This is a genomic window from Bacillus sp. HMA207, from assembly GCF_003402455.1.
Classification (GTDB): domain Bacteria; phylum Bacillota; class Bacilli; order Bacillales; family Bacillaceae_G; genus Bacillus_A; species Bacillus_A cereus.
This window is the reverse complement of the sequence record NZ_BEZT01000001.1, coordinates 626,967-649,121: the sequence shown is the minus strand read 5'-3', so window position 1 is coordinate 649,121 and position 22,155 is coordinate 626,967. Positions and strand designations below refer to the sequence as shown.

Sequence of the window (22,155 nt, the reverse complement as noted above, 5' to 3'; positions counted from 1 at the left end):
CGACTCAAATTATTTACAAACGACACCTGCACGTTTGGCAGATTCAACAGTATTATGAAGAAGCATTGTGATTGTCATTGGACCAACACCCTTTGGCACAGGTGTAATGTAACCCGCAACATCTAACACGTTGTCAAAGTCAACATCACCACAAAGTTTTCCTGTTTCTAAACGGTTAACACCAACGTCAATTACAACCGCCCCTTCTTTAATATAATCCGCTGTTATCATTTTAGGTCGTCCAACAGCTACGATTAAAATATCAGCTAACTTCGATAACTCTTTCATATTTTGCGTCTTAGAATGACAATATGTGACAGTGGCATTTTCATTTAAAAACAATTGCCCCACTGGTTTACCGACAATATTACTTCTTCCAATTACTACTACATGTTTTCCAGAAATATCAAGATTTGTTTCTTTTACTAATTCTAAAATACCATGCGGTGTACATGGAAGGAATGTATCTTGTCCCGTCATCATACGTCCCACGCTGATTGGGTGAAATCCGTCTACATCCTTTTCTGGTGAAATTCTTTCAATGATAGCTTTTTCTTCAATATGTTTTGGTAAAGGTAATTGCACTAATATGCCATTAATACGGTCATCGCCATTTAAGCGATCGATTTCAGCAAGCAAACGTTCCTCAGTAATTGTTTCAGGAAGTTCAATTAGCTCTGAGTAAATCCCTACTTGTTCACAGCCTTTTTCTTTTCCTTTCACATAAGAACGAGATGCTGGATCTTCTCCAACTAAAATAACTGCTAATCCTGGTACAATACCTTGCTCTTTCAACTTCACAACTTCTTCTGTTAATTGTGCTCGTTTTTTCTCCGCAACTTCATTTCCTTTGATGATTACTGCTACCATTTTAAGATTCCCCCTTAAAGAATTTACAGTGTATCTTTTATATTAGATAAAACGCCGTTAATAAAACGACGAGATTCCTCATCCCCAAATGTTTTAGCAATTTCAATTGCTTCGTTAATTGTTACGTTGTGTGGAATTTCTTCCATGTATTTCATTTCATACACAGCTACACGTAAAATACTGCGATCAACAATACTAATACGCTCAAGCTTCCACTTTTTTAAATTTTGACGAATCGCTTCATCGATTGCTTCTTTATTTTCTACAAAACCTACTACAAGTGACTCTAGAAACTCATTTGTTTCTTCGCCTTCATCTAGCGTGTTTTCCACTGCTACTTTCGGTTCTAATTCACCTGTAATATCCATTTGGTATAATGCTTGCATTGCTCTTTCTCTAGCCGTCCTACGTTTCATTGTAACTCTCCTTTATGCTTCAAGTCTTTCCTTATACTTTGTTATATTATTATAATTTATAAGCCGTCAATTCACTTACTCTTACAGTTTTCATTGATTTTCCAACCTTATAATACAATGATAATAACACAATTTATCGTTTCACACACGGGTTACAAGGCTGAAAAATAATAAAAAGATTAACTTCAAGTTCCATATCTTATCACAATGTACGTTTTTTGGAAAAACGAAACATTTTCTTGTTTATTTCTTATTTTTTGAAATAGTATAATAATTAGAGGGTTGTAATTTGTGAAGAAATGAAACGATAAAAAAGATGCCTATGTTACTAGGCACCTTTTCATTCTTACACTGGTTCGATTTCTGTTTTTTGTGTTTCGAATGTTACGCCAACGATGTGAACATTCACTTCTTTTGGCTCAAGTCCTGTCATTGTAAAGAGTGCTTGGCGAATACTGTCTTGAATCTTTTGTGCAACAACTGGAATTGCTACACCAAAATACATTACAACATAAAGGTCAACGATAATATCTTCGTTTGCTAATTCAACCTTTACACCTTTACCATGATTTTTCTTACCTAACTTCTCAACAACATCTGTAGCAAAATTACCGCGCATTGCCGCTACACCTTCTACTTCTGCAGCTGCAATACCTGCAATTACTTCAATTACTTCTGGTGCAATTTCTACTTTACCAAGAGTTGTATCTTGACCCATATCTAACATATGTTCAGCCATGAAAAAAACCTCCTTTAATGTATCACTGCGTCACAAGTTCATGCTCTTCCAAAAATTTCGTATTAAACTCACCTTTTACAAAATCAGGATGATCTAGCAATTGCAAATGGAACGGGATTGTTGTATGTACGCCTTCAATGACAAATTCACTAAGTGCGCGCTTCATTTTTGCAATTGCCTCTTCACGTGTTTTTCCGTGAACAATTAATTTAGCAACCATCGAATCATAGAAAGGTGGGATTGAATATCCCGGATATACAGCTGAATCGACGCGAATACCAAATCCTCCTGGTGGTAAATACATTTCTACTTTACCTGGAGATGGCATAAATTTTTTGGCAGGGTTTTCCGCATTAATTCGACATTCAATTGCCCAACCATTAAATTGTACTTCTTCTTGCTGTAACGATAACTTTTCTCCTGAAGCAACAAGAATTTGCTCTTTAATTAAGTCCATTCCCGTTACCATTTCAGTAACCGGATGCTCAACCTGAATTCTCGTATTCATCTCCATGAAATAAAAGGTTTTCGTTTTATATTCATAAATAAACTCAACCGTACCAGCACCTGTATAATCAACCGCTACCGCCGCTTTAACTGCCGCTTCACCCATCTGCTTGCGAATATCTTCATCAAGTGCAGGTGATGGACTTTCTTCTAATAGTTTTTGCAAACGGCGCTGAATTGTACAATCACGCTCTCCTAAATGAATGGCATTTCCGTGTGTATCTGCCATTATTTGAATCTCAACATGGCGGAAATCTTCAACGTACTTTTCTAAGTATACACCAGGGTTCCCAAAAGCGGTACTAGCTTCTTGCTGTGTAATTTGAATTCCTTTTATAAGCTCTTCTTCATGGCGTGCAACACGAATACCTTTTCCGCCGCCACCTGCAGTCGCTTTAATAATAACTGGATATCCAATTTGATTAGCAAGCTCGATCGCTTCTTCGGTATTTTTAATAATCCCTTGTGAACCTGGTACAATCGGAACCCCTGCTTCTTTCATTGTATCACGAGCAACGTCTTTTGTGCCCATCTTTGAAATAGCTTCTGGACTTGGACCGATAAAAATCAAGTTACATTCACGGCATAACTCTGCGAAATCTGCATTCTCTGCTAAAAATCCGTATCCCGGATGAATAGCATCGCAGCCTGTTAACTTCGCAACGCTAATAATGTTTGTCAAATTTAAATAGCTTTCTTTCGAAATCGTTGGTCCTACACAATACGCCTCGTCTGCAATCTGTACGTGAAGTGACTCTTTATCTGCTTCTGAATAAATTGCAACTGTTTCAATATCCATTTCTTTACAAGCACGAATAATTCGTACAGCAATTTCCCCACGATTGGCTATTAATACTTTTTTTATCATCACAAAGACTCCCTTATTACGCTTTTACAAGAAATAGCGGTTGTCCATACTCAACAAGTTGTCCGTTATTAACAAGAATTTCAACAATTTCGCCCTCTACATCAGCATCAATTTCGTTAAATAACTTCATAGCCTCGACAATACATACGATAGAATCTTTCGATACTCTATCCCCAACACTTACATATGGAGGGGTATCAGGCGAAGAAGAAGAATAGAATGTACCTACCATCGGTGATGTGATTTTATGTAGGTTTTCATTTTGAACAGCCTTCTTCTCTTCTTGTTTTGGTGCTTCTGCTTGTGCTGCTGCTACTTTCGTTTCAACTTCAACAGGCGCTACTGGTTGCATAGCTTGTTTTGCTGCAGGTGCTTGCACAGCAACAACTTCATTACCACGCTTTTTCATTTTGATTGTTGTACCGTCTTTTTTGTATTCAAATTCATCAATATTAGAGCTATCAATTAATTTAATTAATTCGCGAACTTCTTGAATTTTAAACATGTAAAATCCACTCCCATACTCTTGTTTGTCCCGTTTTTACAGATTCTCGTCACGAAAACTAGATTGACTGTAAAAATACGATGTACTCTATTAGAAAATATATTTCATTAACTAATAGAAATATTTACTATTTCCATCTTACGATAAATTTTTTAAACATTCCAATTTATATTTCTTTATAATAAATCGAAATTCCTGTAAAAATATTATTCCAATAAAAAATTTAATACCTAGTAATAATACCAAGTTTCACATGAAATTGGCAAGACCACTTCTAAAAAAACATTCACTACTTTTTCAAAACGTTACACAGCAAACATGCCATTCCCTCTCCACTCTTCACCACACCTATAGTCAATAACATATTTTTACCAAATATTATTTTTTTGTTTACACGCCGTTCATCATTCCTTCATATAAGAATAGTATGTTCAAAGTGTAGAAAATATATTGTGTCGAGGTGTGGAAATATGATATGGCTCATTCTCTTTTTACCTGCTGTAATCGTTTGGGCATGCGTTCTTTTCATCCACGTCAAATCCGGAAAAAGTAATCATCAGTACCATGAACCACTAATCTTTTACTCACAACGTATTTCTCCGTTCCGAGTTGAACATAGTAAAAATAATTACAAAGACGAAATAGAAAAAAGCTATCGAAAATGATAGCTTTTTTCTATTCACACGTACTTACATACTCTTTTTACTATTTGCATACCCTTTGCTTAGTAAAAGATAATAATCCGCAGGGAAATCCCTACGGATTAAAGTTTCACTTATTTCGCTGGTGGATCAAATTTCACACCTACATCTTTTGATCCGCCTTCACTTCTTACAAGTTGAATAATTTTATTTGCTTCTTTCTGTGAATGTTTTGCCGCTTTAACCGTTACTCTAATATCAGTACCATCAGCTCTTACAAGAGCATCTGGATATCCTCCTTGAGATTTAATTACTGTCTCAAGTAATTCTTGCTTCGTTTCCATTGTAGTGATTGCATCAAAGTTATCTTTCGCTTTACTCTTTTCTGTCGCTGAAGATTTCGAAGAATTCATCACTTCTTGTAATTTTGCTTTCTCTTCACTACGCTGATCTTCCATTTGCATACGTAAAGCTGTGAAATTCTCATCACTTGATTGAACTGATACATTGCCCTCTTTTTTACTTGTTTCTTTTTTTGCATTTTCTTTTTTGTCTGTTTCTTTATTTGTTGTTTCTTTGCTTGTATTTTCTTTTTTCGGAGTTTCTTTAGGCGCTTCGTTTGTTACTGCTTTATCAGTACCTTGTTTTTCTTGTCCAATCTTTTCACCTGTTGCTGGCGATGCTGTATTCATTTTGTCAGGAGTTGTCACGTAATACACAGATAGTACAACAACTAAACTTAACATCGTTAATAGCCAAACTGTTTGTTTTTTTAACACTTTATTTCCTCCCTATCAATTTTTCGGTGAAACTGAAACGCGATGGGCCGGTACATCTAGCAGCCTTATCACAGCTTCTTTTACCATTGCTTTAACTTGTATATTATCCACTCCCTTTGCTACGACAAGAACACCACGTACTTTCGGCTTCTCTGTTCGTAAAACAACAGGAGTTTCTTTATCCCCTTCACGTATAATGACAGTCTTTTCATCAAGAGACTCGTCCTCTACTTCTCTCTTACCGCCTGTTTTATCTGTTTCACCTGTTGTTTGTGAGCGTTTCACTGTATTTTTTTCTAAAATTTTTTCTTCAGATGAATCCAAATTCACTTTAATCGTTACGTCTTTTACTCCTGCTATTTCTTCTAAAGCAGTTTTTAATTCTTGTTCATACGCTTTTTCATATTTTTCTACATTTGACATATTATCATTATTTTTTTGTCCAAAAGTTGGTACATCTTTTTCCTGGTTTTGAGTTTTTTGTTCTTTAAATACAGGTACTTCTTCTTTTTTACTTGAAAAAAAACTACTAGAAAACATAAGCAACATTCCAAGTATGAGTAGGACAAGTAAGAACTTAGGTGTTACCTTTCTTCCCTTCTCATTACTTTCTTTTTCATCTCCATTCAATAAGTTTCGAAAAAATGAGAACTTCGAATTTTTATCTTTATTGTCCATTTACTCTACCTGTCCTCCCTTCCATTTGAACTTGGATTTGTTTATTCTCTAGTTGCCACCTGCTTGAAAAGAAGTCTTTCATTTCTACATTCGTTTCCTCTACTTTTTTCGGTGGTTCTTTCGTGTTAATTTCAACTGGTTTTACTGTTTCGATTGCATCATTTTTACTACGTTCTTTTTCTTTTAACGTCACAACAACAGATTGAATATCTTTCGCTGACTTTACTTCCGCTGTGCTTTCCGCTGCGACTATTTGTATTTCAGAGACTGACATACCATACTGTTTCTCAAACTCTTTTCCTACTTCTTTTTTCATTTTGGTAGCCATCTCTTCTAAACTATATGCACGTGTTAGAGCTTGTATTTCTTTTTTCTTCGAATCTATTGAATTTTTTACAGATCCTTCTGCTACGTACTTTTCTTCATTAAAATTTGCAATTACTTCATTTACATCTGTCTGCAATAGTTTAAAAAGAGGTGTTAAAATTAATACGACTAACAAAAGACTTACAACGAATTTAACGTATTTTTGCAAATTCGAATTTGGAAGAATAAGATGAAGCATTGTCGCTAAGAGCAAAAAAACGATAATATTTCTGATCCACTCTGTAACAAATTGCATACTCTTCACCTCCTACCGCATCATAAGTGTAATATTCCCCGCAGCAATAATAATTGTAATACTTAAAAAGAACATAAATGATACGATAGCTAAGCAAGCAAATACGTAAATGATGCTTCGTCCAATAATGTCTAAGCATTGAATAATTGCTCCGCCGCCAACCGGTTGCAATACTGCTGCTGCGAATTTATAAATAAATGCGATACAGAAAATTTGAATCGCTGGAAAAGCAACAATTAAACATAAAATGACGAGCCCAATAATTCCGACTGTGTTTTTCAATAATCCTGATGCGCTAATAACAGTATCTGCCGCTTCTGTAAACATCCTTCCGACTACTGGAATGAAGTTCCCTGTTACAAATTTAGCAGTTTTCACAGCTATTCCATCAGCAACGGCTGTTGCTGTTCCTTGTACAGATAATACCCCTAAAAAAATCGTTAAAAAGATACCGATAATCCCAACGCTAACGTTTTGCAGAAGCTTGGACAATTTCGTCACTTTATATTGATCACTCATTGTACTTACAATACTTAATATCGTTGCCAGTAATAAAAGCGGTAGAACGATATAATTCATAAGAAGCCCGCTTGTATTCATTAAGAAAATGATAATCGGATGAAAGAAAGATACAGATACAACCCCGCCACCAGTCGCTATAAGCGCCAATAAAATTGGCAATAGCGCTAATATGAAATCTACCATTGTTTGTATCGTTTCTCTTGCATATGTCATAACGACATAAAAACTATTTAAAGCAAAAATAATAAGTACCATATATACAACAGCATCAGCAATTTTACTTACACTACTTTTTGAAAAAGCGGATTGCAGTGATTGCAACAATGCACTAAAGATTGTGAGCATAATGAGTGTGCCAAGCAGTTTTCCATTAGCTGCAAGCTCATGAAATAAATATTTTAATAACCCTATCATCCACTCTTTTAGAGAGAATTCTTTTTCTCCCTTTACAAACTCCATAAAACTCCCTTTTTGACTCTCTGGCAAATAGCCTCCATATTTTGTAACAAGCCCGTCCCAAAATTGCTTCACATCTTCAATTCCGAGCTTATCCAATTGTTGATCAACGACGTTTGTTTCTACAGGAGAAGCTTGTACAACAACTGGTAAAGAAAAGAAAAGGAAGCAAGCAAATAGCAGCTTAGCTCCAAACCTCCTCAACATTCACTCCCCCTTATCCCGTCGGTAAAAATCCGAGAATAGTTTCAATTACAACCGTCAAAATAGGAATTGCCATAACGAGAATTAAGATTTTCCCAGCAAGTTCAATTTTCGAAGCGATGGCACCTTGACCAGCATCTTTTGTAATTTGAGCTCCAAACTCGGCAATATAAGCAATTCCAATAATCTTTAGTAACGTTTCCACGTAGACGTTACTAACTTTCGCTTCACTCGCAACTCTCTCAATCATTTGTAAAATAGAATGAATTTGATCGATTAAAATAAGAAACATCACGCTACCTACGAACACAATAAATAAAGATGTAATACTAGATTTATGCTGGTTCAAAACAGCAGCTAAAAACGTAGCAACGAGGCCTAATCCGACAATTTGTATAATTTCGATTCGAACCGCCTCCTTTACTGGAAGAGAAAGACACTTTTAATCTTGTCGAATAACGTATTAATTAAAAATGCAACATGAAATAAAATGACGACAAAACCGACAAGGATAACCCAATTTGCAATATCCTCACGCTTCAATTCTTTTAGTACAGTATGAATGAAAGCTAAAACAATGCCGATTCCGGCGATTTGAAATATTAATCCAACATCAATGGACATCGCCTTTCTCCCCCCTATAGCAGTAAAATTACAATAAGTAGCCCTGCTAGTACCCCTAAGCTCTTAATCATTTTTTCGTATTGCAGTTGTAAAGCTTTCGCTTCCTCTTCTTCTCTCTCCAAATGTGTAATACATAAGCGAATATGTTTTTGTTGTGATTCACGATCATGTTGCCCTAGCGTTTCACCAAATTGCTGCAGTATTTCATACTCGGTTTGTTGAAAAGCCGTCAACTTCCAATTCTCTTTCAAACTATCTATCCAAGCTTCCCTTACTGTTTGTTCTCCACTTTCTAGTTTTTTAGCGAAACTTTGAAATATCCAATTTAATGGCTTTGGCATTTGTTTAACTAATCGCTCGGCAGCCTCAGATAAAGGTGTGTGTCCATACATAATTTCTGCCTCTAATGATTGAAGTGCTGATTTTAATAACCTAAGTTGCCTCGGTCTCTCACTGTATCTTTTAGCGTACGAAAACCCGAAAAAGGTGCTGACCGCAACGATTAACACTGCACCAAATATTTTCACCATACGCCCTCAGCCTTTCTATTTGATAACACTGGTTTTCCATATTTATCTTTCACCTGCATAACCGTTCCTGGACCCCTCGCTTTTGACAACTCCACAAACCTATCAAATATACCAAGCTCTAGCACTGCCTTGAGCGATGGACGTCTCACAACATCCTCATAGGAAAATCCGTGTGCGCTTATAAAAAGCTGGACACCTGCATGCACTGCCTCCATAATTGCTTCACTATCTTCTTTACGGCCAATTTCATCTACGATCAAAATATCAGGACTCATAGAACGAATCATCATCATCATTCCTTCTGCCTTTGGACATGCGTCTAACACATCGACTCGGGTACCAAAATCATATTGCGGGATCCCTTTCACACAACCAGCAATTTCTGACCGTTCATCAACGATCCCCACTTTACAGGAAGGAATTTCCGAAGCACTTACCCCTTGACTCATGCAACGTGCTACATCTCTTAAGAGTGTCGTTTTTCCCGTTTGGGGAGGGCCAATTACCATCGTGTTTAACCACCTTTTTTCATACAAATATGGCAAAAGCGGTTCAGCAATCCCTATTTTTTGACGAGCAATACGAATATTAAAGGAAGAGACATCACGAATCATTTTCACTGCGCTTTTTTCTGTAATGACTTTTCCTGCTAACCCGATTCTATGCCCTCCGCGAAGCGTCACATACCCACGTTTTAATTCCTCTTCCATCGTATAAATTGAGAATTGACTTAACTTATTCAATAAGTAAATAGCATCCTCTGCAGTAGTGATATAGTCATAAAAAAACACCTTTCCGTGTGCAATACACTCTAGCGGCCTTCCAATTCGAACACGAATTTCCTCTAAAGCATCGTATTGCTTACATTCTTCAATTAAGTACTTCATCGTTTTTGGTAAAACTTCTAATACCTCTTTCATCGGCTTCTCCCCACTATACTCGACTTACTATTTCAGTAATGCGATAAAAATACAGCAAATTCCAAGCGCTAGAAAAAAGAGCTTCAAGAAAGAAATTTCACTTGCTACACTCGCTATCCCAATTGTCATTGTTAAAATTAATACGGTAGGTCCAACAAACGCCAACATACCATTTATAAACAACGCTTTCTTCGCATCATTCACATAAAGCATAAGCAAAGCAGCAAATATCTCCGCACTACCTGAAAATAATCGAAGTGCCCCCATAACAAGCACGGATGTTTCCATTGCCGCTAGCCACTGTTTCATTCTTCCACCTTCTCCCGTAACAGTTACTAACTTCGTATTCTAAAAAAGAATATATTTGTACAACCATATGCAGAGGTTGTCTATTTCAGAAGTAAAAACATAATTTTTCTCTAAATTCCGAATTACAATCTGAATATTCATATTATTTCATGGTATATTATGGTATATTTAGTTTAAAAGAGGTTTAAACCATGCAACACGTCACTTTATTACCACTAGATTTATGCCATACAAATGTGATTTTCGAGCTATCAAGTGATCCACATATAAAAAATGCATTGGGAATAACGGTAGAAAACATCGAAGACACGAAAACATTTCTTCTTTTCGCAATAGAAGAAGAGCGTCAAAAGAAATCCTTATCGAGAATGATTGTGAATGAAGAAAATGAAATAATTGGCCTCACCACACTTAAACATATTAATAATGAAAAAAAGCAATCTCACATTGGTAGTTGGCTCGGCTATCCGTACTGGGGAAAAGGCTATAACGAGGCTGCTAAAAAAGAAATCTTTAAAATCGCCTTTTTAGACTTACAACTTTCCTACGTATTTGCTGGTGCTAAAACGAATAATATCCGCTCACTAAAAGCACAAGAAAAACTACCTTATATTTCATTGCATGTGGAAAACAAGTTTCCAGACGAACACGCTGCACTAGAGAAAGAAGTAAAGTCACCTTGCTCTCTGCATGTCGTGTCACGTAAAAATTTTTTAAACTGGTTGAAATTACAAAATGAGGAGGAAAAATATGAAGGCATTGAAAATTAGTTTAACCGTTGTAGTAGAATTAGCTCTTATTTATCTTTTTTCATTATTAGTCGGTTGGTCATTTATAGAGACCTTTTTCCTTGGTAGTTTAGCAATATTTGCAATTATGTGGTTAATTATTATGAGTAACCATAGAAATAACATTACAGATCACGCAATAAGTAAAACATTAACTGGCGTTGAGACTGGCGAAATAAAACCATTTCAAATTGTTTTGACTCCATCTATTATGGGTACTCTTTCACTTGTTTTAGTCAGTTTTATAATAACAGCTATTTACTATCTACCCTATTTCCTATAAAAAAAGCACTCGTGAATTATCACGAGTGCTTTTTACTATGCACGAGAAACGTATTTACCTTCACCAGTGTTGATGATAAGCATTTCGCCTTCGTTAATGAAGATTGGTACTTGTACAACAAGACCAGTTTCTAATGTAGCTGGTTTTGTTACGTTAGAAGCAGTATCACCTTTAATACCAGGCTCTGTTTCTGTAACTTGTAATTCAACTGTGTTTGGAAGTTCAACACCAAGTACTTCGCCTTGGTAAGTCATAATTGCTACTTCCATGTTTTCTTTTAGGAATTTAAGCTCGCGCTCGATTTGTTTTTCACCAAGTTCGATTTGCTCATAAGTTCCGTTATCCATAAATACATGAGCCTCACCGCTTGCGTATAAGTATTGCATACGACGGTTTTCGATGTGTGCTTTTTCTACTTTCTCACCTGCACGGAATGTTTTCTCTTGAACAGAACCTGTGCGAAGATTACGTAGTTTAGAACGAACGAATGCAGCACCTTTACCTGGCTTTACGTGTTGGAAATCAAGTACTTGCCAAAGGGCATTGTCCACTGAAATTGTTAAACCTGTACGAAAATCGTTTACTGAAATCATGTAAAAAAATCCTCCTGTGTATTACAAAATAATAAGTTCTTTTGGTGATTTCGTAATTACTTCATTACCTTCACTTGTCACAATGATATCATCTTCAATACGTACGCCGCCAATACCTGGAATATAAATACCTGGCTCTACTGTTACAGCCATACCTGGTTCAAGTACTATATCAGAACGGAACGCTAAACCTGGTGCTTCATGGATTTCAAGACCTATTCCATGACCAGTAGAGTGTCCAAAGTATTCACCATATCCTTTTTCCGTTATGTAGTCACGCGTTAGCGCATCAGCCTCGCGACCTGTTAAACCAGCTTTAATACCGTTCACACCACGTAATTGTGCTTCTAAAACGATATTATAAATTTCTTTTAATTTATCAGATGGTTCACCGACTGCAATCGTACGAGTAATATCAGAACAATATCCTTTGTAATAAGCGCCGAAGTCTAATGTAACGAAATCTCCTGTTTCTATCACTTTTTCAGATGCCACGCCGTGCGGTAATGCCGAACGAAGACCTGAAGCAACGATAATATCAAACGAAGAAGATGTTGCTCCTTGTTTTCTCATGAAAAATTCAAGTTCATTTGACACTTCAATTTCAGATACTCCCGGGCGAATGAATGATAGAATATGCTCAAAGGCAGCATCTGCAATCTGTGCAGCTTCCTTTAATATCTTAATCTCTGAATCAGTCTTTATCAAGCGTAACTTTTCTACAAGTCCAGAAGTCGGGATAAATTCAGCATCAATCGCTTCCTTATGCACTGAATAAGAACTATATGTAAGAGTATCTTGCTCAAAACCAAGTTTTTGAATTCCAAGCTCTTTCACTTGCTTTGCCACTTCATCAATGATCAATCCTGCGTGCTGTACAACCTCATATCCAACCGCTTGTTTACTTGCCTGCTCGACGTAACGGAAATCTGTAATAAATTGAGCACGATCTTTTGAAATAAGAACAACGCCTGCTGTTCCTGTGAAGTTAGCCATATATCTACGACTATGTTCATTTGTTAACAAAATACCGTCAATGCCAGCCTCATCAAATGCACTTCGTAATCTTTCAATTTTCTCCATTACTTTATGCCTCCCTCAATTTCTCCATTAATGCAAATAACGCTAACTTATAGCCATAAAAACCAAATCCTACAATTTGACCTGCACAAACAGCTGCCGTCACAGATTCATGACGGAACGATTCACGCTGATGAATGTTAGAAATATGTACTTCAATAACAGGAATCGAAATGCTCGCAATGGCATCACGAATCGCATAGCTATAATGCGTAAATGCTCCCGGATTTAAAATGATCCCTTCATATATATCTTCCGCTTCATGAATAATGTCGATAATGGCACCTTCATGATTCGATTGGAAACATTCTAACTCCACTCCCATTGTTTCTGCTTCTTGCTTCATATCTGCTTCAAGTGTCGCTAGCGTGCCCTTTCCATATACATTTACCTCACGAACACCGAGGCGATTTAGGTTAGGACCGTTTACGAGGAGTAACTTTTTCATATTCTTAAAACTCCTTAATATTAAATATCTATACAATATTTTAACATAGGAGTTACTTATTTGAATAGTTCGTCTTCTCTTGCCCTTCTTGTTCTGCTTTATTGCTATTTACTGCGTAAGAAACAGAATATGCTATAAACACACCATACAATATAAAAATACATATTGTCGTCACAATTGTCTCTTTTGGTAAATGGAGCGCACTTTTAATAACAGGAGCCATTAAACCCATCCCCAAAAACAGTAGTGCCCACCAAAATAGCCCATAAATAATTCCCGCTATAATCCCTTCAAACTTCGCAAAAAATGCTTTATACAAAAAGGCGATCAAAATTGAAAGAAGTCCCATACACACTATTCCGAACACATTGCCCCATACACCCTCTTTCCAACTTCCAAACGCAAATGGTAAAAGGAAATAATTCGGTCCCGCCTCCGTGAATGAAAATATATGAAGGAAATACCAGATCCCGCCCCAAAAGATTCCACCAAACAAACCAATCTGCACAAAATTCCTTGTTCCTAATTGTTCTTGACTCACATCGACACCTCCGCTCAATAGTATGCCCGAAACTATTTTGAAGCATGTTTAAATCCTGCGAAATTTGTCTATAAAAAGAATAAGAAATGTCCGACTCTCATAACATTTTCCCTTGTCATCTACTTGTATTTGCCGATAAAATAAAGGAAACTCGGTGATTGTCTTATTTCAAAACGACAGAACCCAGTATGACAATTGCCTCTTTTTCTACATAAGAGAGAAACAAATACAGGTTGGTGTTAACATGGCAGAAGAGTCAAAACAAATATATGGCGGGCAAGCGGTCATAGAAGGAGTTATGTTTGGCGGTAGAGAATATACTGTTACAGCGGTTCGTCGTAAAGATAAATCGATTGAATTTTATCGATTACCACGCGTTCGTAATAAAGTACTATCTACCCTAAAAAAAATTCCATTTTTACGAGGGATTGCCGCTATTGTGGATGCAAGTGCGAATGGAGCAAAGCATTTAAACTTCGCTTCAGAACGATTTGACGTCCACCCAGAAGATGATGAACAAATTGCAAATAAAAAAGAAGAACAATCAAAATTAACGATGGTATTAGGAGTTGCAGCTGTTGGCGTTTTATCTTTTATATTCGGTAAAGTCATTTTCACAGCAGTTCCTGCACTATTAGCTGAATTAACGAGACCGATTTTCCCATCTCATACTGGGCAAATCATTGTCGAAAGTGTCATTAAGCTCATGCTATTATTGAGCTATATATACTTTATTTCTTTAACCCCACTTATTAAGCGGGTATTTCAGTATCACGGTGCAGAGCATAAGGTAATCAATGCTTACGAGAATAACCTTCCTCTGACTGTAGAAAACGTTCAAAAGCAAACTCGTCTCCATTATAGATGCGGCAGTAGCTTTATTATATTTACAGTCATTATTGGAATGTTCGTTTATTTCCTAGTCCCTACAGATCCTCTTTGGGCACGAGTTATAAACAGGATTTTATTAATTCCAGTTGTACTTGGTATTTCTTTTGAAGTATTGCAATTTACAAATCGATTACGAGATATTCCCGTATTACGCGTACTTGGATATCCTGGATTATGGCTACAACTATTAACAACGAAAGAACCAACAGATGATCAAGTGGAAGTAGCAATTGCATCGTTTGAAGAATTATTACGTTTAGAGAACAAACAATAATTATTTAAAAATGGTGTTCAACTCCTTTCCTCATCGTTAATATACTAATTTCAATATATGTTTTTAGGAGGTGTCCCTTATGAACGGTCGTTCGTTTACTTTCGCTATATTTGTGCTTATTATCGGATTGGCAATATTCGGCCTTGTTTCATCTGTTATTACAAATCCCATGGGTGTATTAAGAAATATCGGGTACATGTTACTTGTTGTCGGTATCTTTTACTTGCTATACAAGATGTTTACAAATTCCAGTGGTTCCGCAAATTCGCAAAGCTCATATAAGCGTGCGGCAAAACAATCGAACCGCAAACATGGGAAACAAAATGTAGCACCCCTAGGCAATTCTTTCTTTAAGTCAAATACTTCTAATGACAAAAGTAAAAAAGGGAATTCTTCCACTTTGAAACGAAAAAGAAAACAGTCTCATTTAACTGTCATTGAAGGCAAAAAAAGCAAAAAGAAAGACCGTGCTTCCTTTTAGGAAATACGGTCTTTTTTTATACTTTGAAGCACTTCTTTTAAACTTTTCTCTCTCATACTTTCAATTCGAAGATGATGATTTTCAAACGGTAAATTCCGTGTCACATCATTAGGTACCACAACGCACGTTAATCCCGCTGCAACTGCTGCTCTCAATCCATTTAATGAGTCTTCAAATACAACAGCTTCAGATGGCTTAATTCCTAATTCTTCTATTGCAACTCGATAAAGAGCTGGATCTGGTTTTACCTTCTCAACATCTTCTCTCGTTTTAATTACTTCAAAATATTCTCGAATTTGTAGCTCTTCTAAAAAATGAATAACCCATTCTCTAGAAGAACTAGAAGCTAGTGCGATTTTTAATCCCATTTCTTTCGCTTCTTCTAAATATTCTTTTACCCCGTCACGAGCTTCTGGTATTCTCATTTTCTCTTTATGTAAAGTTGCCACTTTTTCTTTTAATACACTTTTGTTAAACTTCTCTTTTAATTGATCATTTAAATATGTATAAAGTACCTCATCTGTTGTTCCAATGCATTTCGCAAATTCCTCTAAAGGTAGTTCCCCGCCGTATTCACGAACAGCATCTCTGAAAGAGTGAAACCATATCGTTTCTGTGTCCACAATTAATCCATCAAAATCAAAAATAATTGCTTTCATAATTCTCCCATCCTTTTCGAATTGAAATAAAAAAGGAAACGCCATACGTTCCCCTTAATTACTTTTCTCTTCATTTGCTCTTTGAACACCGCGAAGCGTTTCCACTCGGACTGCATCTTGTTCAAAGTATTGCACTAAATCACCAATGCGATCAATCGCTTCCCAACTTAAATGATGTTCAATTCCTTCTACATCATTGTAAATTTTACTTTCATCCACACCGATAATACGCATAAATTGCTCTAGCAAGTCATGACGATATACGAGACGTTCTCCGATTTTTTTACCTTTTGTTGTTAATACAAGCCCTCTATATTTTTCATAAATTAGATATTCATCTTTGTCTAATTTTTGCACCATTTTTGTTACAGAGGATGGATGTACACTAAGCGCTTCAGCAATATCAGATACGCGGGCGTAACCCTTTTCATCAATCAACAAATAAATTTGTTCAATATAATCTTCCATACTAGGGGTAGGCATCGGTTTCCTCCATCCAAGTTCATTTTGCTTATTCCGTACGAAGCAATCAATAAAATGATACACCAGAAAGAATAACGTGACAAGTTGAAAACGAGCCTAAATATATAAAACAAAAAAGAATCTGTATTTGCATACAGACCCCCCTTAAGTAAAATATTGTATTTCTGCATTAGGAAAAAACTCATTTATATAACCTCTTATCGTTTCTTCCAATACTGCTGCATCATCCTTTTTATATACATATTTTCCGATGCCATATCGTCCCCATTTATACTTCCGCTTCTCTTCATCCATTTCAAGCTTCGTATTTGGATAACGCTCTTGAATAACCTTTTTCGCTGGTTTTGTAAAACGATGCTGAATTAATTCAAACGTTAAATTTGGTATCGTCATATCCTTCAGCGCATTGTACAGTCGCTCAAATAGTTCACGGTATCCTTCTTCCCATCCTTCATGCATATAAAGTGGCGCAACTATAAAACCAAGTGGATAACCCGCGCCTGCTACTTTACGAGCAGCTTCAATTCTTTCTTCAAACGGTGATGTCCCTGGTTCAAAATTTTTAATTACATACCGTGAATTAATACTAAACCTGAAACGCGTTTTCCCATTATGTTTTGCATCTAACAAATGATCAACGTGCGAATATTTCGTAACGAAACGCAAACGCCCATGCTCACTTTCTCCAATAAATTCAATCGCCCTCTTTAATGCATGTGTTAAATGATCAATCCCAACGATATCTGATGTACAAGCAGCTTCAAACCTTGTGATTTCAGGTGCTCTTTCATCCATATATTGCTGTGCCTTCTCAAATATTTCATCAAGATTCACATACACGCGAACGTAAGGCTTACTCCCAAGTGTCGTTTGCAAATAACAATAATGACAATGTCCCATACATCCTGTTGCAAGCGGAATTGCATATTCAGCTGACGGTTTTGAAGTATCAAACTTTAATGTCTTCCTCACCCCAACGACAAGCGTTGCTTTTGCATTACGATACTTTTGTAAATCATTTTCACCCGGCAAATTCCGAATTTGATTATGGGATGTCGTTTCACGAATTTCTAATCCCATCTTCGTAAACTTCTCATAAAGCTCTTTTCCAAGTGGATATTCAAGTGCCTTCGGTTCAAAGTACACGAGTTTTGGCATAAATGGTTTCATACGCTTCCCTCCTCTCGTTAGTATGGGAAACATTGAAAAATTAACACTCATTAAAGTTTTCCACTTCAGTAACTTGCGTTGCAAGTTACTGAATGTTATAATCCGGATAACAGCTACCTTGCAACGCAAGTTACCTGAGTAAAAGGTGGTGAAATCATGCACAGCCAAATGTTAAAAGGTGTACTAGAAGGTTGTATCCTATACATCATTTCACAAGAAGAAGTGTACGGATATGAACTGAGCACAAAATTAAATAAACATGGCTTTACATTCGTAAGCGAAGGAAGCATCTATCCGTTATTATTACGTATGCAAAAAGAAAAATTGATCGAAGGCACATTAAAAGCTTCCTCACTCGGTCCAAAGCGAAAATATTATCACATAACCGATAAAGGATTAGAACAACTTAAAGAATTTAAACAAAGCTGGGGAATGGTTTCTACTACGGTAAATAACTTATTACAGAGGGAGTGATAGGGATGAATGCACAAGACATGATTGAATTGAATAATAAAAAACGTGAGCTTCTAACTTCCGAAAACGAGGCTGCTTATGGTGATATGTTAGTATATCTTCGAATATCAAACGTACCCGAGCAACAAATGGAAGAACTGTTACTAGAAATATTAGATCACCTCATCGAAGCACAAGCAGAAAATAAAAACGCTTATGACATCTTCGGAGATAATTTACAATCTTATTGCGATGAACTTATATCAGCTTTACCAACTCAAACAAAGTTAGAAAAAGCCTCTTTAATTGGATTTTCTATTAGCTTACTTCTTGCTATACAGTTTGGCATAAATGCAATTATTTCATTTTTTATGTTTTTCTTTGAAAAAAACAATACATTATCAAGTCCGCCTTTTAGCATCCTTGGAACTACTTTGTCCGTTTCAATAATTATACTAGGTATACTATTTATTTTATATTTATTAAAGCGTTACTCCTTTAATCAGAAAATGAATTGGAAAAGAAGAATTCTATTTGGATTCGCATTTGCTACTCCATTTTGTTCCGCTGTATTCTTAAATATTTATTTCCAAAAGCAACCTTACCTCATTTATCATCTAAACTTTTGGCAAAATGCTTTAATTGCTATCTTATTTTTTATTTTATATAAATTACTATATAAAAAATCAAATTTTTAACAGCCCTTCAAAAGGCTGTTTTTTCTTCTGTCTAATTTTACAAATTGAAAAATTTCATAAAGAAAATAAGAAAAATGCAAAATAATTAAAGTTAATTGTTGACGTGATGCTTTTATTATCGGTATCATAAATCTTCGTGAGCAATTATTTTTCGTTATACGATTTTTTTATTATTACTGAATTTTTGAGAGGAGAAATTAGATGTCAGTTAAGAAGAAAACGCAAGTACGCACCGGCAAAATGGTACGTGAACTAATGTTAGCAGACGAAGATGTAAATGCTTCGCTAATTATGGTATATAGTGAAAACGGTGTAAACGCAGAAATTAAAATCGAGGGCTTAACGCCGAAATGTAACGAAGAATTATTTTTGAGCGGAAACGTGGATTGGAACAAGAGTGTTATTTATAAAATTGTTGATTTCACTGGAAACGCTGAAGTTGGTAAAGTTACATTAACAGCGATGAACAAAAACAATGTGTCTCTAGAAATTGAACGCGTTATGTGGAGTAAAGAAAATAAAGAAGCTGCCGAGCAAGAAGAAACACAGGTAGAAGCAGCACCGAAAAAAGAAGTAGTTGTAGAAGCTCCAAAAGCAATTACACCTGCTCCTAAGCCTGTTACGCGTGTGGAAACACCTGCTATGGCACCTAAGCCTACTCCGGTACCGACACCGAAGCCAGTAAGCGTAGAAGCAGCTGTAGAACTAGTTACTCCAGCGCCTGTGAAAAAAGCAGTCCCTACTCCAGTTACAAAGCAAGAGACAGCACCGGTTGCTCCTGCAAAACCGAAGCAGCCTGCTTTGACTGAAACAAATTCAAAACTACAAGAAAATTATGTTAAACTCGTGAAAAAGACAATTGAAGTTTGTCAAGATTACGAGCTTGGCATCGACATAGATGATTCTATTGAAAGCCTAAAAGAAGAACTACAAAGCCAAGGTATTAGCGTTACATTTGACAAAGAAATTATGGACGTTGTAAGTCGCCTTCGTTCTTTACAAGATAAAGGAATCAAAGTAGAAAAAGTACTTAATTTACTATAAAAAAATAAGAGGTGGCAATTGCCATCTCTTATTTTTTATAATTCCACTCATTACTTTCATACTTTTCTTTCGCTAACGTTTGAACTTCATGTAACTGTTCTTCTGTTAATTCATATGGAACAAGTTCTACATCCAATCCTTTTTCAAAGCCAACTTCAAACGCTTTAATTAACTGTTCTATCGTAAATGTACGGTCTGTTAATTCATTAATTGCTACTGCTTTAGAAGAGAACATACTCTTCATACGTTCCTTCACACGTTCATTTGGGAATAAAAATAGATCATATAGTTCATCTAAATCAATTTCTAATGGAATCGATCCATGCTGTAAAATAACACCTTTTTGACGTGTTTGAGCACTACCAGCAATTTTTCGTCCTTCCACTACAATTTCATACCAAGATGGTGCATCAAAACATACGCCTGAACGTGGATTTTTTAAATTTTCACGATCTGCTTCTGTTTTTGGAACTGCATAATAGGCTTCTAACCCTAATGCCTTAAAACCATCTAATAAACCTTGCGAGATAACACGATACGCTTCTGTAACTGTTTTCGGCATATTCGGATGATCTTCAGACACAATAACACTATACGTTAACTCTTTGTCATGTAGTACACCCCTGCCGCCTGTTTGACGACGAACGAATCCATATTTCTTTTCGTTAACTACATCCATATTAATATCTTTTTCAACACGTTGAAAATACCCAACTGTTAATGTTGGTACTTCCCATTCATAAAAACGAATTGTTGGTGGCATTTTCTTTTCACTTTGCCAATTTAATAAACATTCATCTAACGCCATATTAAATGCCGGTGAACATTGACCAGAGTTAATATAACACCATTTTTCTTTTCCCATCCTGCACCTCATATAACCAATTATTTTTCACATTCTCTAGTCTACCAAATTCGACAAAATTTGTGAAAGAATACGAAATTTCTTCTTATATGCAAATGAATCTGTTGCATAAATACATAAGGGCATTATAATATTGAAAGTAGGATAAGAAAAAAGGGAGCGATAGAATCGTGTCAACAACTTGGATTATTTTATTAGCCGTAATCGTAGCATTTATCGGCTACACTGTATGGATGTACTTCTATCAGAAAAAATTAATTAAAACTCTTACAGAAGAAGAATTTCGCGCTGGCTACCGTAAAGCACAGCTTATCGATATTCGTGAAGCAGACGAATATAACGCAGGGCATATTTTAGGTGCACGTAACATTCCGTTATCACAAATTCGCCTTCGCCATAAAGAACTTCGTCAAGATCAACCTGTTTACTTATATTGCCAAAGCGGATTCCGTACAGGTCGTGCAGCGCAATACTTAAAAAAACAAGGCTACAAAGATTTCTACCAATTACAAGGTGGATTTAAATCTTGGACAGGCAAAATTAAAAAGAAATAATAACATACAAAAAACTAGCTGAATAAATCAGCTAGTTTTTTCATTTCATCTTATTCGCAATGTATAATAAATTCTGCTTGATTACCTTTTCATCGTTCTCTTCTACATTCCGATACAGCAGCTGATATTCAATTCCTTTCTCTTTCCATATAAGCGTAGCAAATTCGTCACCACGTTCATAATCATCTTTATTTTTAAAATAAGCAGACGTTCCATTATTCAGTTTCATTTGTTCTTGAAATCGCTTCTCTTCCATAAGATCCGGAAAACTATAAGGAAAGTTCGCGACATTTAACTCAATATACTCATTTCTACCTGGCTCCTTCTGTTTATATTTAATCGTTAAGACAGCGTTCTTTTTCCCAAGCGTTCTTACTTCACCCTTCACATCACTTGTAATGTCGTACGGTAAAAACGTTGGAACTTTAAACTTCACCGGAAAATATTTTGGAAGTTCCTTTAGCGGAATAGGATCCGTAACACGATCCATAGCTCCTCCTGTTGTTCCCACAAAGTGTTTTTCTTCTTGCATCGTTTGCTGAAACGAACACGAACTAAGTACAAAACTAGAAAACACGAAACAAATGATTCTTTTTTTCAATTTGTTTCCGCCCTTTCATACCGCTCTCTTAACGAACGAAGCGTTGATATGCTCTTCAT

At 36.1% G+C, this 22,155-nt stretch carries 32 protein-coding genes; 9 read left to right on the top strand and 23 right to left on the bottom strand.

The features are described from left to right. Positions 1-9 precede the first annotated feature (9 nt). The 5 genes from folD to accB form a co-directional block, all read right to left on the bottom strand. Positions 10-870 (bottom strand): bifunctional methylenetetrahydrofolate dehydrogenase/methenyltetrahydrofolate cyclohydrolase FolD, encoded by an 861-nt coding sequence (gene folD, locus HMAS_RS03590; RefSeq protein ID WP_025709791.1) that lies wholly within the window; start codon positions 868-870, stop codon positions 10-12. 23 nt (positions 871-893) lie between these two features. Further along, on the bottom strand, positions 894-1,286 hold the full coding sequence (gene nusB / locus HMAS_RS03585; RefSeq protein ID WP_000830247.1) for a N utilization substance protein NusB: 393 nt from the start codon (positions 1,284-1,286) through the stop codon (positions 894-896). Between the two features lie 346 nt (positions 1,287-1,632). After that, positions 1,633-2,025, bottom strand: a complete 393-nt coding sequence (locus HMAS_RS03580; RefSeq protein WP_025709790.1) for an Asp23/Gls24 family envelope stress response protein — start codon at positions 2,023-2,025, stop codon at positions 1,633-1,635. 22 nt (positions 2,026-2,047) lie between these two features. Next, on the bottom strand, positions 2,048-3,400 hold the full coding sequence (gene accC, locus HMAS_RS03575) for an acetyl-CoA carboxylase biotin carboxylase subunit (protein ID WP_000592870.1): 1,353 nt from the start codon (positions 3,398-3,400) through the stop codon (positions 2,048-2,050). Positions 3,401-3,416: 16 nt separating this feature from the next. Continuing rightward, a complete protein-coding gene (gene accB / locus HMAS_RS03570; protein ID WP_000472859.1) occupies positions 3,417-3,905 on the bottom strand; it encodes an acetyl-CoA carboxylase biotin carboxyl carrier protein in 489 nt (162 codons plus the stop codon). Between the two features lie 470 nt (positions 3,906-4,375). Here accB and HMAS_RS03565 point away from each other — a divergent pair, with 470 nt between their 5' ends. Further along, entirely contained in the window at positions 4,376-4,570 is a 195-nt protein-coding gene (locus tag HMAS_RS03565; protein WP_000638000.1) for a hypothetical protein, read from the top strand. A gap of 110 nt (positions 4,571-4,680) precedes the next feature. Here the strand turns inward: HMAS_RS03565 and HMAS_RS03560 are convergent, their stop codons facing one another. The 9 genes from HMAS_RS03560 to HMAS_RS03520 are packed head-to-tail and all read right to left on the bottom strand — an operon-like array spanning position 4,681 to position 10,190. After that, entirely contained in the window at positions 4,681-5,325 is a 645-nt protein-coding gene (locus tag HMAS_RS03560; protein WP_000914709.1) for a SpoIIIAH-like family protein, read from the bottom strand. Between the two features lie 15 nt (positions 5,326-5,340). Then, positions 5,341-6,003, bottom strand: coding sequence for a stage III sporulation protein AG (spoIIIAG, locus tag HMAS_RS03555; protein ID WP_000368881.1), 663 nt, complete (start codon positions 6,001-6,003; stop codon positions 5,341-5,343). Then, positions 5,993-6,625 carry a stage III sporulation protein AF gene (spoIIIAF, locus tag HMAS_RS03550; RefSeq protein WP_001161052.1) on the bottom strand — a complete coding sequence of 211 codons (633 nt, stop codon included), beginning with the start codon at positions 6,623-6,625 and terminating at the stop codon, positions 5,993-5,995. Before spoIIIAF ends, spoIIIAG begins: the two co-directional genes overlap by 11 nt. Positions 6,626-6,637: 12 nt before the next feature. Then, entirely contained in the window at positions 6,638-7,810 is a 1,173-nt protein-coding gene (gene spoIIIAE, locus HMAS_RS03545) for a stage III sporulation protein AE (RefSeq protein ID WP_000946110.1), read from the bottom strand. A gap of 10 nt (positions 7,811-7,820) precedes the next feature. Beyond that, positions 7,821-8,204 (bottom strand): stage III sporulation protein AD, encoded by a 384-nt coding sequence (spoIIIAD, locus tag HMAS_RS03540; RefSeq protein WP_077393170.1) that lies wholly within the window; start codon positions 8,202-8,204, stop codon positions 7,821-7,823. 23 nt (positions 8,205-8,227) lie between these two features. Beyond that, positions 8,228-8,431, bottom strand: coding sequence for a stage III sporulation protein AC (gene spoIIIAC / locus HMAS_RS03535; RefSeq protein WP_000020914.1), 204 nt, complete (start codon positions 8,429-8,431; stop codon positions 8,228-8,230). 14 nt (positions 8,432-8,445) lie between these two features. After that, entirely contained in the window at positions 8,446-8,961 is a 516-nt protein-coding gene (gene spoIIIAB, locus HMAS_RS03530; protein WP_000238702.1) for a stage III sporulation protein SpoIIIAB, read from the bottom strand. Further along, the gene (gene spoIIIAA, locus HMAS_RS03525; RefSeq protein WP_000665905.1) at positions 8,955-9,881 is read right to left on the bottom strand and encodes a stage III sporulation protein AA; all 927 of its coding nucleotides are present in this window, start codon (positions 9,879-9,881) and stop codon (positions 8,955-8,957) included. The genes spoIIIAB and spoIIIAA overlap by 7 nt, the downstream gene beginning before the upstream one ends. Before the next feature lie 27 nt (positions 9,882-9,908). Next, on the bottom strand, positions 9,909-10,190 hold the full coding sequence (locus tag HMAS_RS03520; protein WP_000816050.1) for a YqhV family protein: 282 nt from the start codon (positions 10,188-10,190) through the stop codon (positions 9,909-9,911). 191 nt (positions 10,191-10,381) lie between these two features. On the opposite strand from HMAS_RS03520, the gene HMAS_RS03515 reads away from it, so the two are divergent. Continuing rightward, positions 10,382-10,960, top strand: a complete 579-nt coding sequence (locus tag HMAS_RS03515; protein WP_001164981.1) for a GNAT family N-acetyltransferase — start codon at positions 10,382-10,384, stop codon at positions 10,958-10,960. Next, a complete protein-coding gene (locus tag HMAS_RS03510) occupies positions 10,941-11,261 on the top strand; it encodes a hypothetical protein (protein ID WP_000645571.1) in 321 nt (106 codons plus the stop codon). Before HMAS_RS03515 ends, HMAS_RS03510 begins: the two co-directional genes overlap by 20 nt. A gap of 35 nt (positions 11,262-11,296) precedes the next feature. Here HMAS_RS03510 and efp read toward each other — a convergent pair whose 3' ends face one another. The 4 genes from efp to HMAS_RS03490 are packed head-to-tail and all read right to left on the bottom strand — an operon-like array spanning position 11,297 to position 13,923. Beyond that, complete coding sequence (gene efp / locus HMAS_RS03505) at positions 11,297-11,854, bottom strand: elongation factor P (protein WP_000626516.1); 558 nt, start codon at positions 11,852-11,854, stop codon at positions 11,297-11,299. Between the two features lie 21 nt (positions 11,855-11,875). Then, positions 11,876-12,937 carry a Xaa-Pro dipeptidase gene (gene pepQ / locus HMAS_RS03500; protein WP_000411039.1) on the bottom strand — a complete coding sequence of 354 codons (1,062 nt, stop codon included), beginning with the start codon at positions 12,935-12,937 and terminating at the stop codon, positions 11,876-11,878. A gap of 4 nt (positions 12,938-12,941) precedes the next feature. Continuing rightward, positions 12,942-13,382: a type II 3-dehydroquinate dehydratase gene (gene aroQ / locus HMAS_RS03495; RefSeq protein WP_000735140.1), complete on the bottom strand. Its 441-nt coding sequence runs from the start codon at positions 13,380-13,382 to the stop codon at positions 12,942-12,944. A 52-nt stretch (positions 13,383-13,434) separates the two neighbouring features. After that, positions 13,435-13,923: a YqhR family membrane protein gene (locus HMAS_RS03490; RefSeq protein ID WP_000076881.1), complete on the bottom strand. Its 489-nt coding sequence runs from the start codon at positions 13,921-13,923 to the stop codon at positions 13,435-13,437. 244 nt (positions 13,924-14,167) lie between these two features. On the opposite strand from HMAS_RS03490, the gene HMAS_RS03485 reads away from it, so the two are divergent. Together HMAS_RS03485 and HMAS_RS03480 are read left to right on the top strand one after the other, a co-directional pair. After that, positions 14,168-15,088 (top strand): DUF1385 domain-containing protein, encoded by a 921-nt coding sequence (locus tag HMAS_RS03485; RefSeq protein ID WP_000807121.1) that lies wholly within the window; start codon positions 14,168-14,170, stop codon positions 15,086-15,088. Positions 15,089-15,167: 79 nt separating this feature from the next. Then, positions 15,168-15,569 (top strand): SA1362 family protein, encoded by a 402-nt coding sequence (locus HMAS_RS03480; protein WP_001014463.1) that lies wholly within the window; start codon positions 15,168-15,170, stop codon positions 15,567-15,569. Here the strand turns inward: HMAS_RS03480 and HMAS_RS03475 are convergent. From HMAS_RS03475 to splB, 3 genes are all read right to left on the bottom strand, one after another. After that, positions 15,566-16,228 (bottom strand): HAD family hydrolase, encoded by a 663-nt coding sequence (locus HMAS_RS03475; protein WP_025687934.1) that lies wholly within the window; start codon positions 16,226-16,228, stop codon positions 15,566-15,568. The two genes, HMAS_RS03480 and HMAS_RS03475, sit on opposite strands and share 4 nt — an antisense overlap. Before the next feature lie 54 nt (positions 16,229-16,282). Then, positions 16,283-16,711 (bottom strand): transcriptional regulator MntR, encoded by a 429-nt coding sequence (gene mntR / locus HMAS_RS03470; RefSeq protein WP_001143084.1) that lies wholly within the window; start codon positions 16,709-16,711, stop codon positions 16,283-16,285. A gap of 144 nt (positions 16,712-16,855) precedes the next feature. After that, entirely contained in the window at positions 16,856-17,881 is a 1,026-nt protein-coding gene (gene splB, locus HMAS_RS03465; protein ID WP_000802121.1) for a spore photoproduct lyase, read from the bottom strand. Between the two features lie 156 nt (positions 17,882-18,037). Between splB and HMAS_RS03460 the strand changes: the two genes are divergently transcribed. The 3 genes from HMAS_RS03460 (at position 18,038) to HMAS_RS03450 (ending at position 20,076) form a co-directional block, all read left to right on the top strand. Continuing rightward, the gene (locus HMAS_RS03460; protein WP_000556079.1) at positions 18,038-18,355 is read left to right on the top strand and encodes a PadR family transcriptional regulator; all 318 of its coding nucleotides are present in this window, start codon (positions 18,038-18,040) and stop codon (positions 18,353-18,355) included. Positions 18,356-18,360: 5 nt separating this feature from the next. Further along, positions 18,361-19,032, top strand: coding sequence for a DUF1129 family protein (locus HMAS_RS03455; protein ID WP_000993584.1), 672 nt, complete (start codon positions 18,361-18,363; stop codon positions 19,030-19,032). 201 nt (positions 19,033-19,233) lie between these two features. Beyond that, positions 19,234-20,076 (top strand): hypothetical protein, encoded by an 843-nt coding sequence (locus HMAS_RS03450; protein ID WP_000111900.1) that lies wholly within the window; start codon positions 19,234-19,236, stop codon positions 20,074-20,076. 28 nt (positions 20,077-20,104) lie between these two features. Here HMAS_RS03450 and HMAS_RS03445 read toward each other — a convergent pair whose 3' ends face one another. After that, entirely contained in the window at positions 20,105-20,941 is an 837-nt protein-coding gene (locus HMAS_RS03445) for a lipoate--protein ligase family protein (RefSeq protein ID WP_000514081.1), read from the bottom strand. 170 nt (positions 20,942-21,111) lie between these two features. Between HMAS_RS03445 and HMAS_RS03440 the strand changes: the two genes are divergently transcribed. Beyond that, positions 21,112-21,495, top strand: a complete 384-nt coding sequence (locus HMAS_RS03440) for a rhodanese-like domain-containing protein (RefSeq protein WP_000108653.1) — start codon at positions 21,112-21,114, stop codon at positions 21,493-21,495. Positions 21,496-21,535: 40 nt separating this feature from the next. On the opposite strand, the gene HMAS_RS03435 is transcribed toward HMAS_RS03440, so the two are convergent. Continuing rightward, on the bottom strand, positions 21,536-22,072 hold the full coding sequence (locus HMAS_RS03435; protein WP_033695179.1) for a hypothetical protein: 537 nt from the start codon (positions 22,070-22,072) through the stop codon (positions 21,536-21,538). Positions 22,073-22,155: the final 83 nt, after the last annotated feature.

Excerpts from the sequence above, each read along its gene's own strand:
- folD (WP_025709791.1), bottom strand. The coding sequence starts at position 870 with ATGGTAGCAGTAATCATCAAAGGAAATGAAGTTGCGGAGAAAAAACGA.
- nusB (WP_000830247.1), bottom strand. The coding sequence starts at position 1,286 with ATGAAACGTAGGACGGCTAGAGAAAGAGCAATGCAAGCATTATACCAA.
- HMAS_RS03580 (WP_025709790.1), bottom strand. The coding sequence starts at position 2,025 with ATGGCTGAACATATGTTAGATATGGGTCAAGATACAACTCTTGGTAAA.
- accC (WP_000592870.1), bottom strand. The coding sequence starts at position 3,400 with ATGATAAAAAAAGTATTAATAGCCAATCGTGGGGAAATTGCTGTACGA.
- accB (WP_000472859.1), bottom strand. The coding sequence starts at position 3,905 with ATGTTTAAAATTCAAGAAGTTCGCGAATTAATTAAATTAATTGATAGC.
- HMAS_RS03565 (WP_000638000.1), top strand. The coding sequence starts at position 4,376 with ATGATATGGCTCATTCTCTTTTTACCTGCTGTAATCGTTTGGGCATGC.
- spoIIIAG (WP_000368881.1), bottom strand. The coding sequence starts at position 6,003 with ATGGACAATAAAGATAAAAATTCGAAGTTCTCATTTTTTCGAAACTTA.
- spoIIIAF (WP_001161052.1), bottom strand. The coding sequence starts at position 6,625 with ATGCAATTTGTTACAGAGTGGATCAGAAATATTATCGTTTTTTTGCTC.
- spoIIIAE (WP_000946110.1), bottom strand. The coding sequence starts at position 7,810 with ATGTTGAGGAGGTTTGGAGCTAAGCTGCTATTTGCTTGCTTCCTTTTC.
- spoIIIAC (WP_000020914.1), bottom strand. The coding sequence starts at position 8,431 with ATGTCCATTGATGTTGGATTAATATTTCAAATCGCCGGAATCGGCATT.
- spoIIIAB (WP_000238702.1), bottom strand. The coding sequence starts at position 8,961 with ATGGTGAAAATATTTGGTGCAGTGTTAATCGTTGCGGTCAGCACCTTT.
- spoIIIAA (WP_000665905.1), bottom strand. The coding sequence starts at position 9,881 with ATGAAAGAGGTATTAGAAGTTTTACCAAAAACGATGAAGTACTTAATT.
- HMAS_RS03520 (WP_000816050.1), bottom strand. The coding sequence starts at position 10,190 with ATGAAACAGTGGCTAGCGGCAATGGAAACATCCGTGCTTGTTATGGGG.
- HMAS_RS03515 (WP_001164981.1), top strand. The coding sequence starts at position 10,382 with ATGCAACACGTCACTTTATTACCACTAGATTTATGCCATACAAATGTG.
- HMAS_RS03510 (WP_000645571.1), top strand. The coding sequence starts at position 10,941 with ATGAAGGCATTGAAAATTAGTTTAACCGTTGTAGTAGAATTAGCTCTT.
- efp (WP_000626516.1), bottom strand. The coding sequence starts at position 11,854 with ATGATTTCAGTAAACGATTTTCGTACAGGTTTAACAATTTCAGTGGAC.
- pepQ (WP_000411039.1), bottom strand. The coding sequence starts at position 12,937 with ATGGAGAAAATTGAAAGATTACGAAGTGCATTTGATGAGGCTGGCATT.
- aroQ (WP_000735140.1), bottom strand. The coding sequence starts at position 13,382 with ATGAAAAAGTTACTCCTCGTAAACGGTCCTAACCTAAATCGCCTCGGT.
- HMAS_RS03485 (WP_000807121.1), top strand. The coding sequence starts at position 14,168 with ATGGCAGAAGAGTCAAAACAAATATATGGCGGGCAAGCGGTCATAGAA.
- HMAS_RS03480 (WP_001014463.1), top strand. The coding sequence starts at position 15,168 with ATGAACGGTCGTTCGTTTACTTTCGCTATATTTGTGCTTATTATCGGA.
- HMAS_RS03475 (WP_025687934.1), bottom strand. The coding sequence starts at position 16,228 with ATGAAAGCAATTATTTTTGATTTTGATGGATTAATTGTGGACACAGAA.
- mntR (WP_001143084.1), bottom strand. The coding sequence starts at position 16,711 with ATGCCTACCCCTAGTATGGAAGATTATATTGAACAAATTTATTTGTTG.
- splB (WP_000802121.1), bottom strand. The coding sequence starts at position 17,881 with ATGAAACCATTTATGCCAAAACTCGTGTACTTTGAACCGAAGGCACTT.
- HMAS_RS03460 (WP_000556079.1), top strand. The coding sequence starts at position 18,038 with ATGCACAGCCAAATGTTAAAAGGTGTACTAGAAGGTTGTATCCTATAC.
- HMAS_RS03455 (WP_000993584.1), top strand. The coding sequence starts at position 18,361 with ATGAATGCACAAGACATGATTGAATTGAATAATAAAAAACGTGAGCTT.
- HMAS_RS03450 (WP_000111900.1), top strand. The coding sequence starts at position 19,234 with ATGTCAGTTAAGAAGAAAACGCAAGTACGCACCGGCAAAATGGTACGT.
- HMAS_RS03445 (WP_000514081.1), bottom strand. The coding sequence starts at position 20,941 with ATGGGAAAAGAAAAATGGTGTTATATTAACTCTGGTCAATGTTCACCG.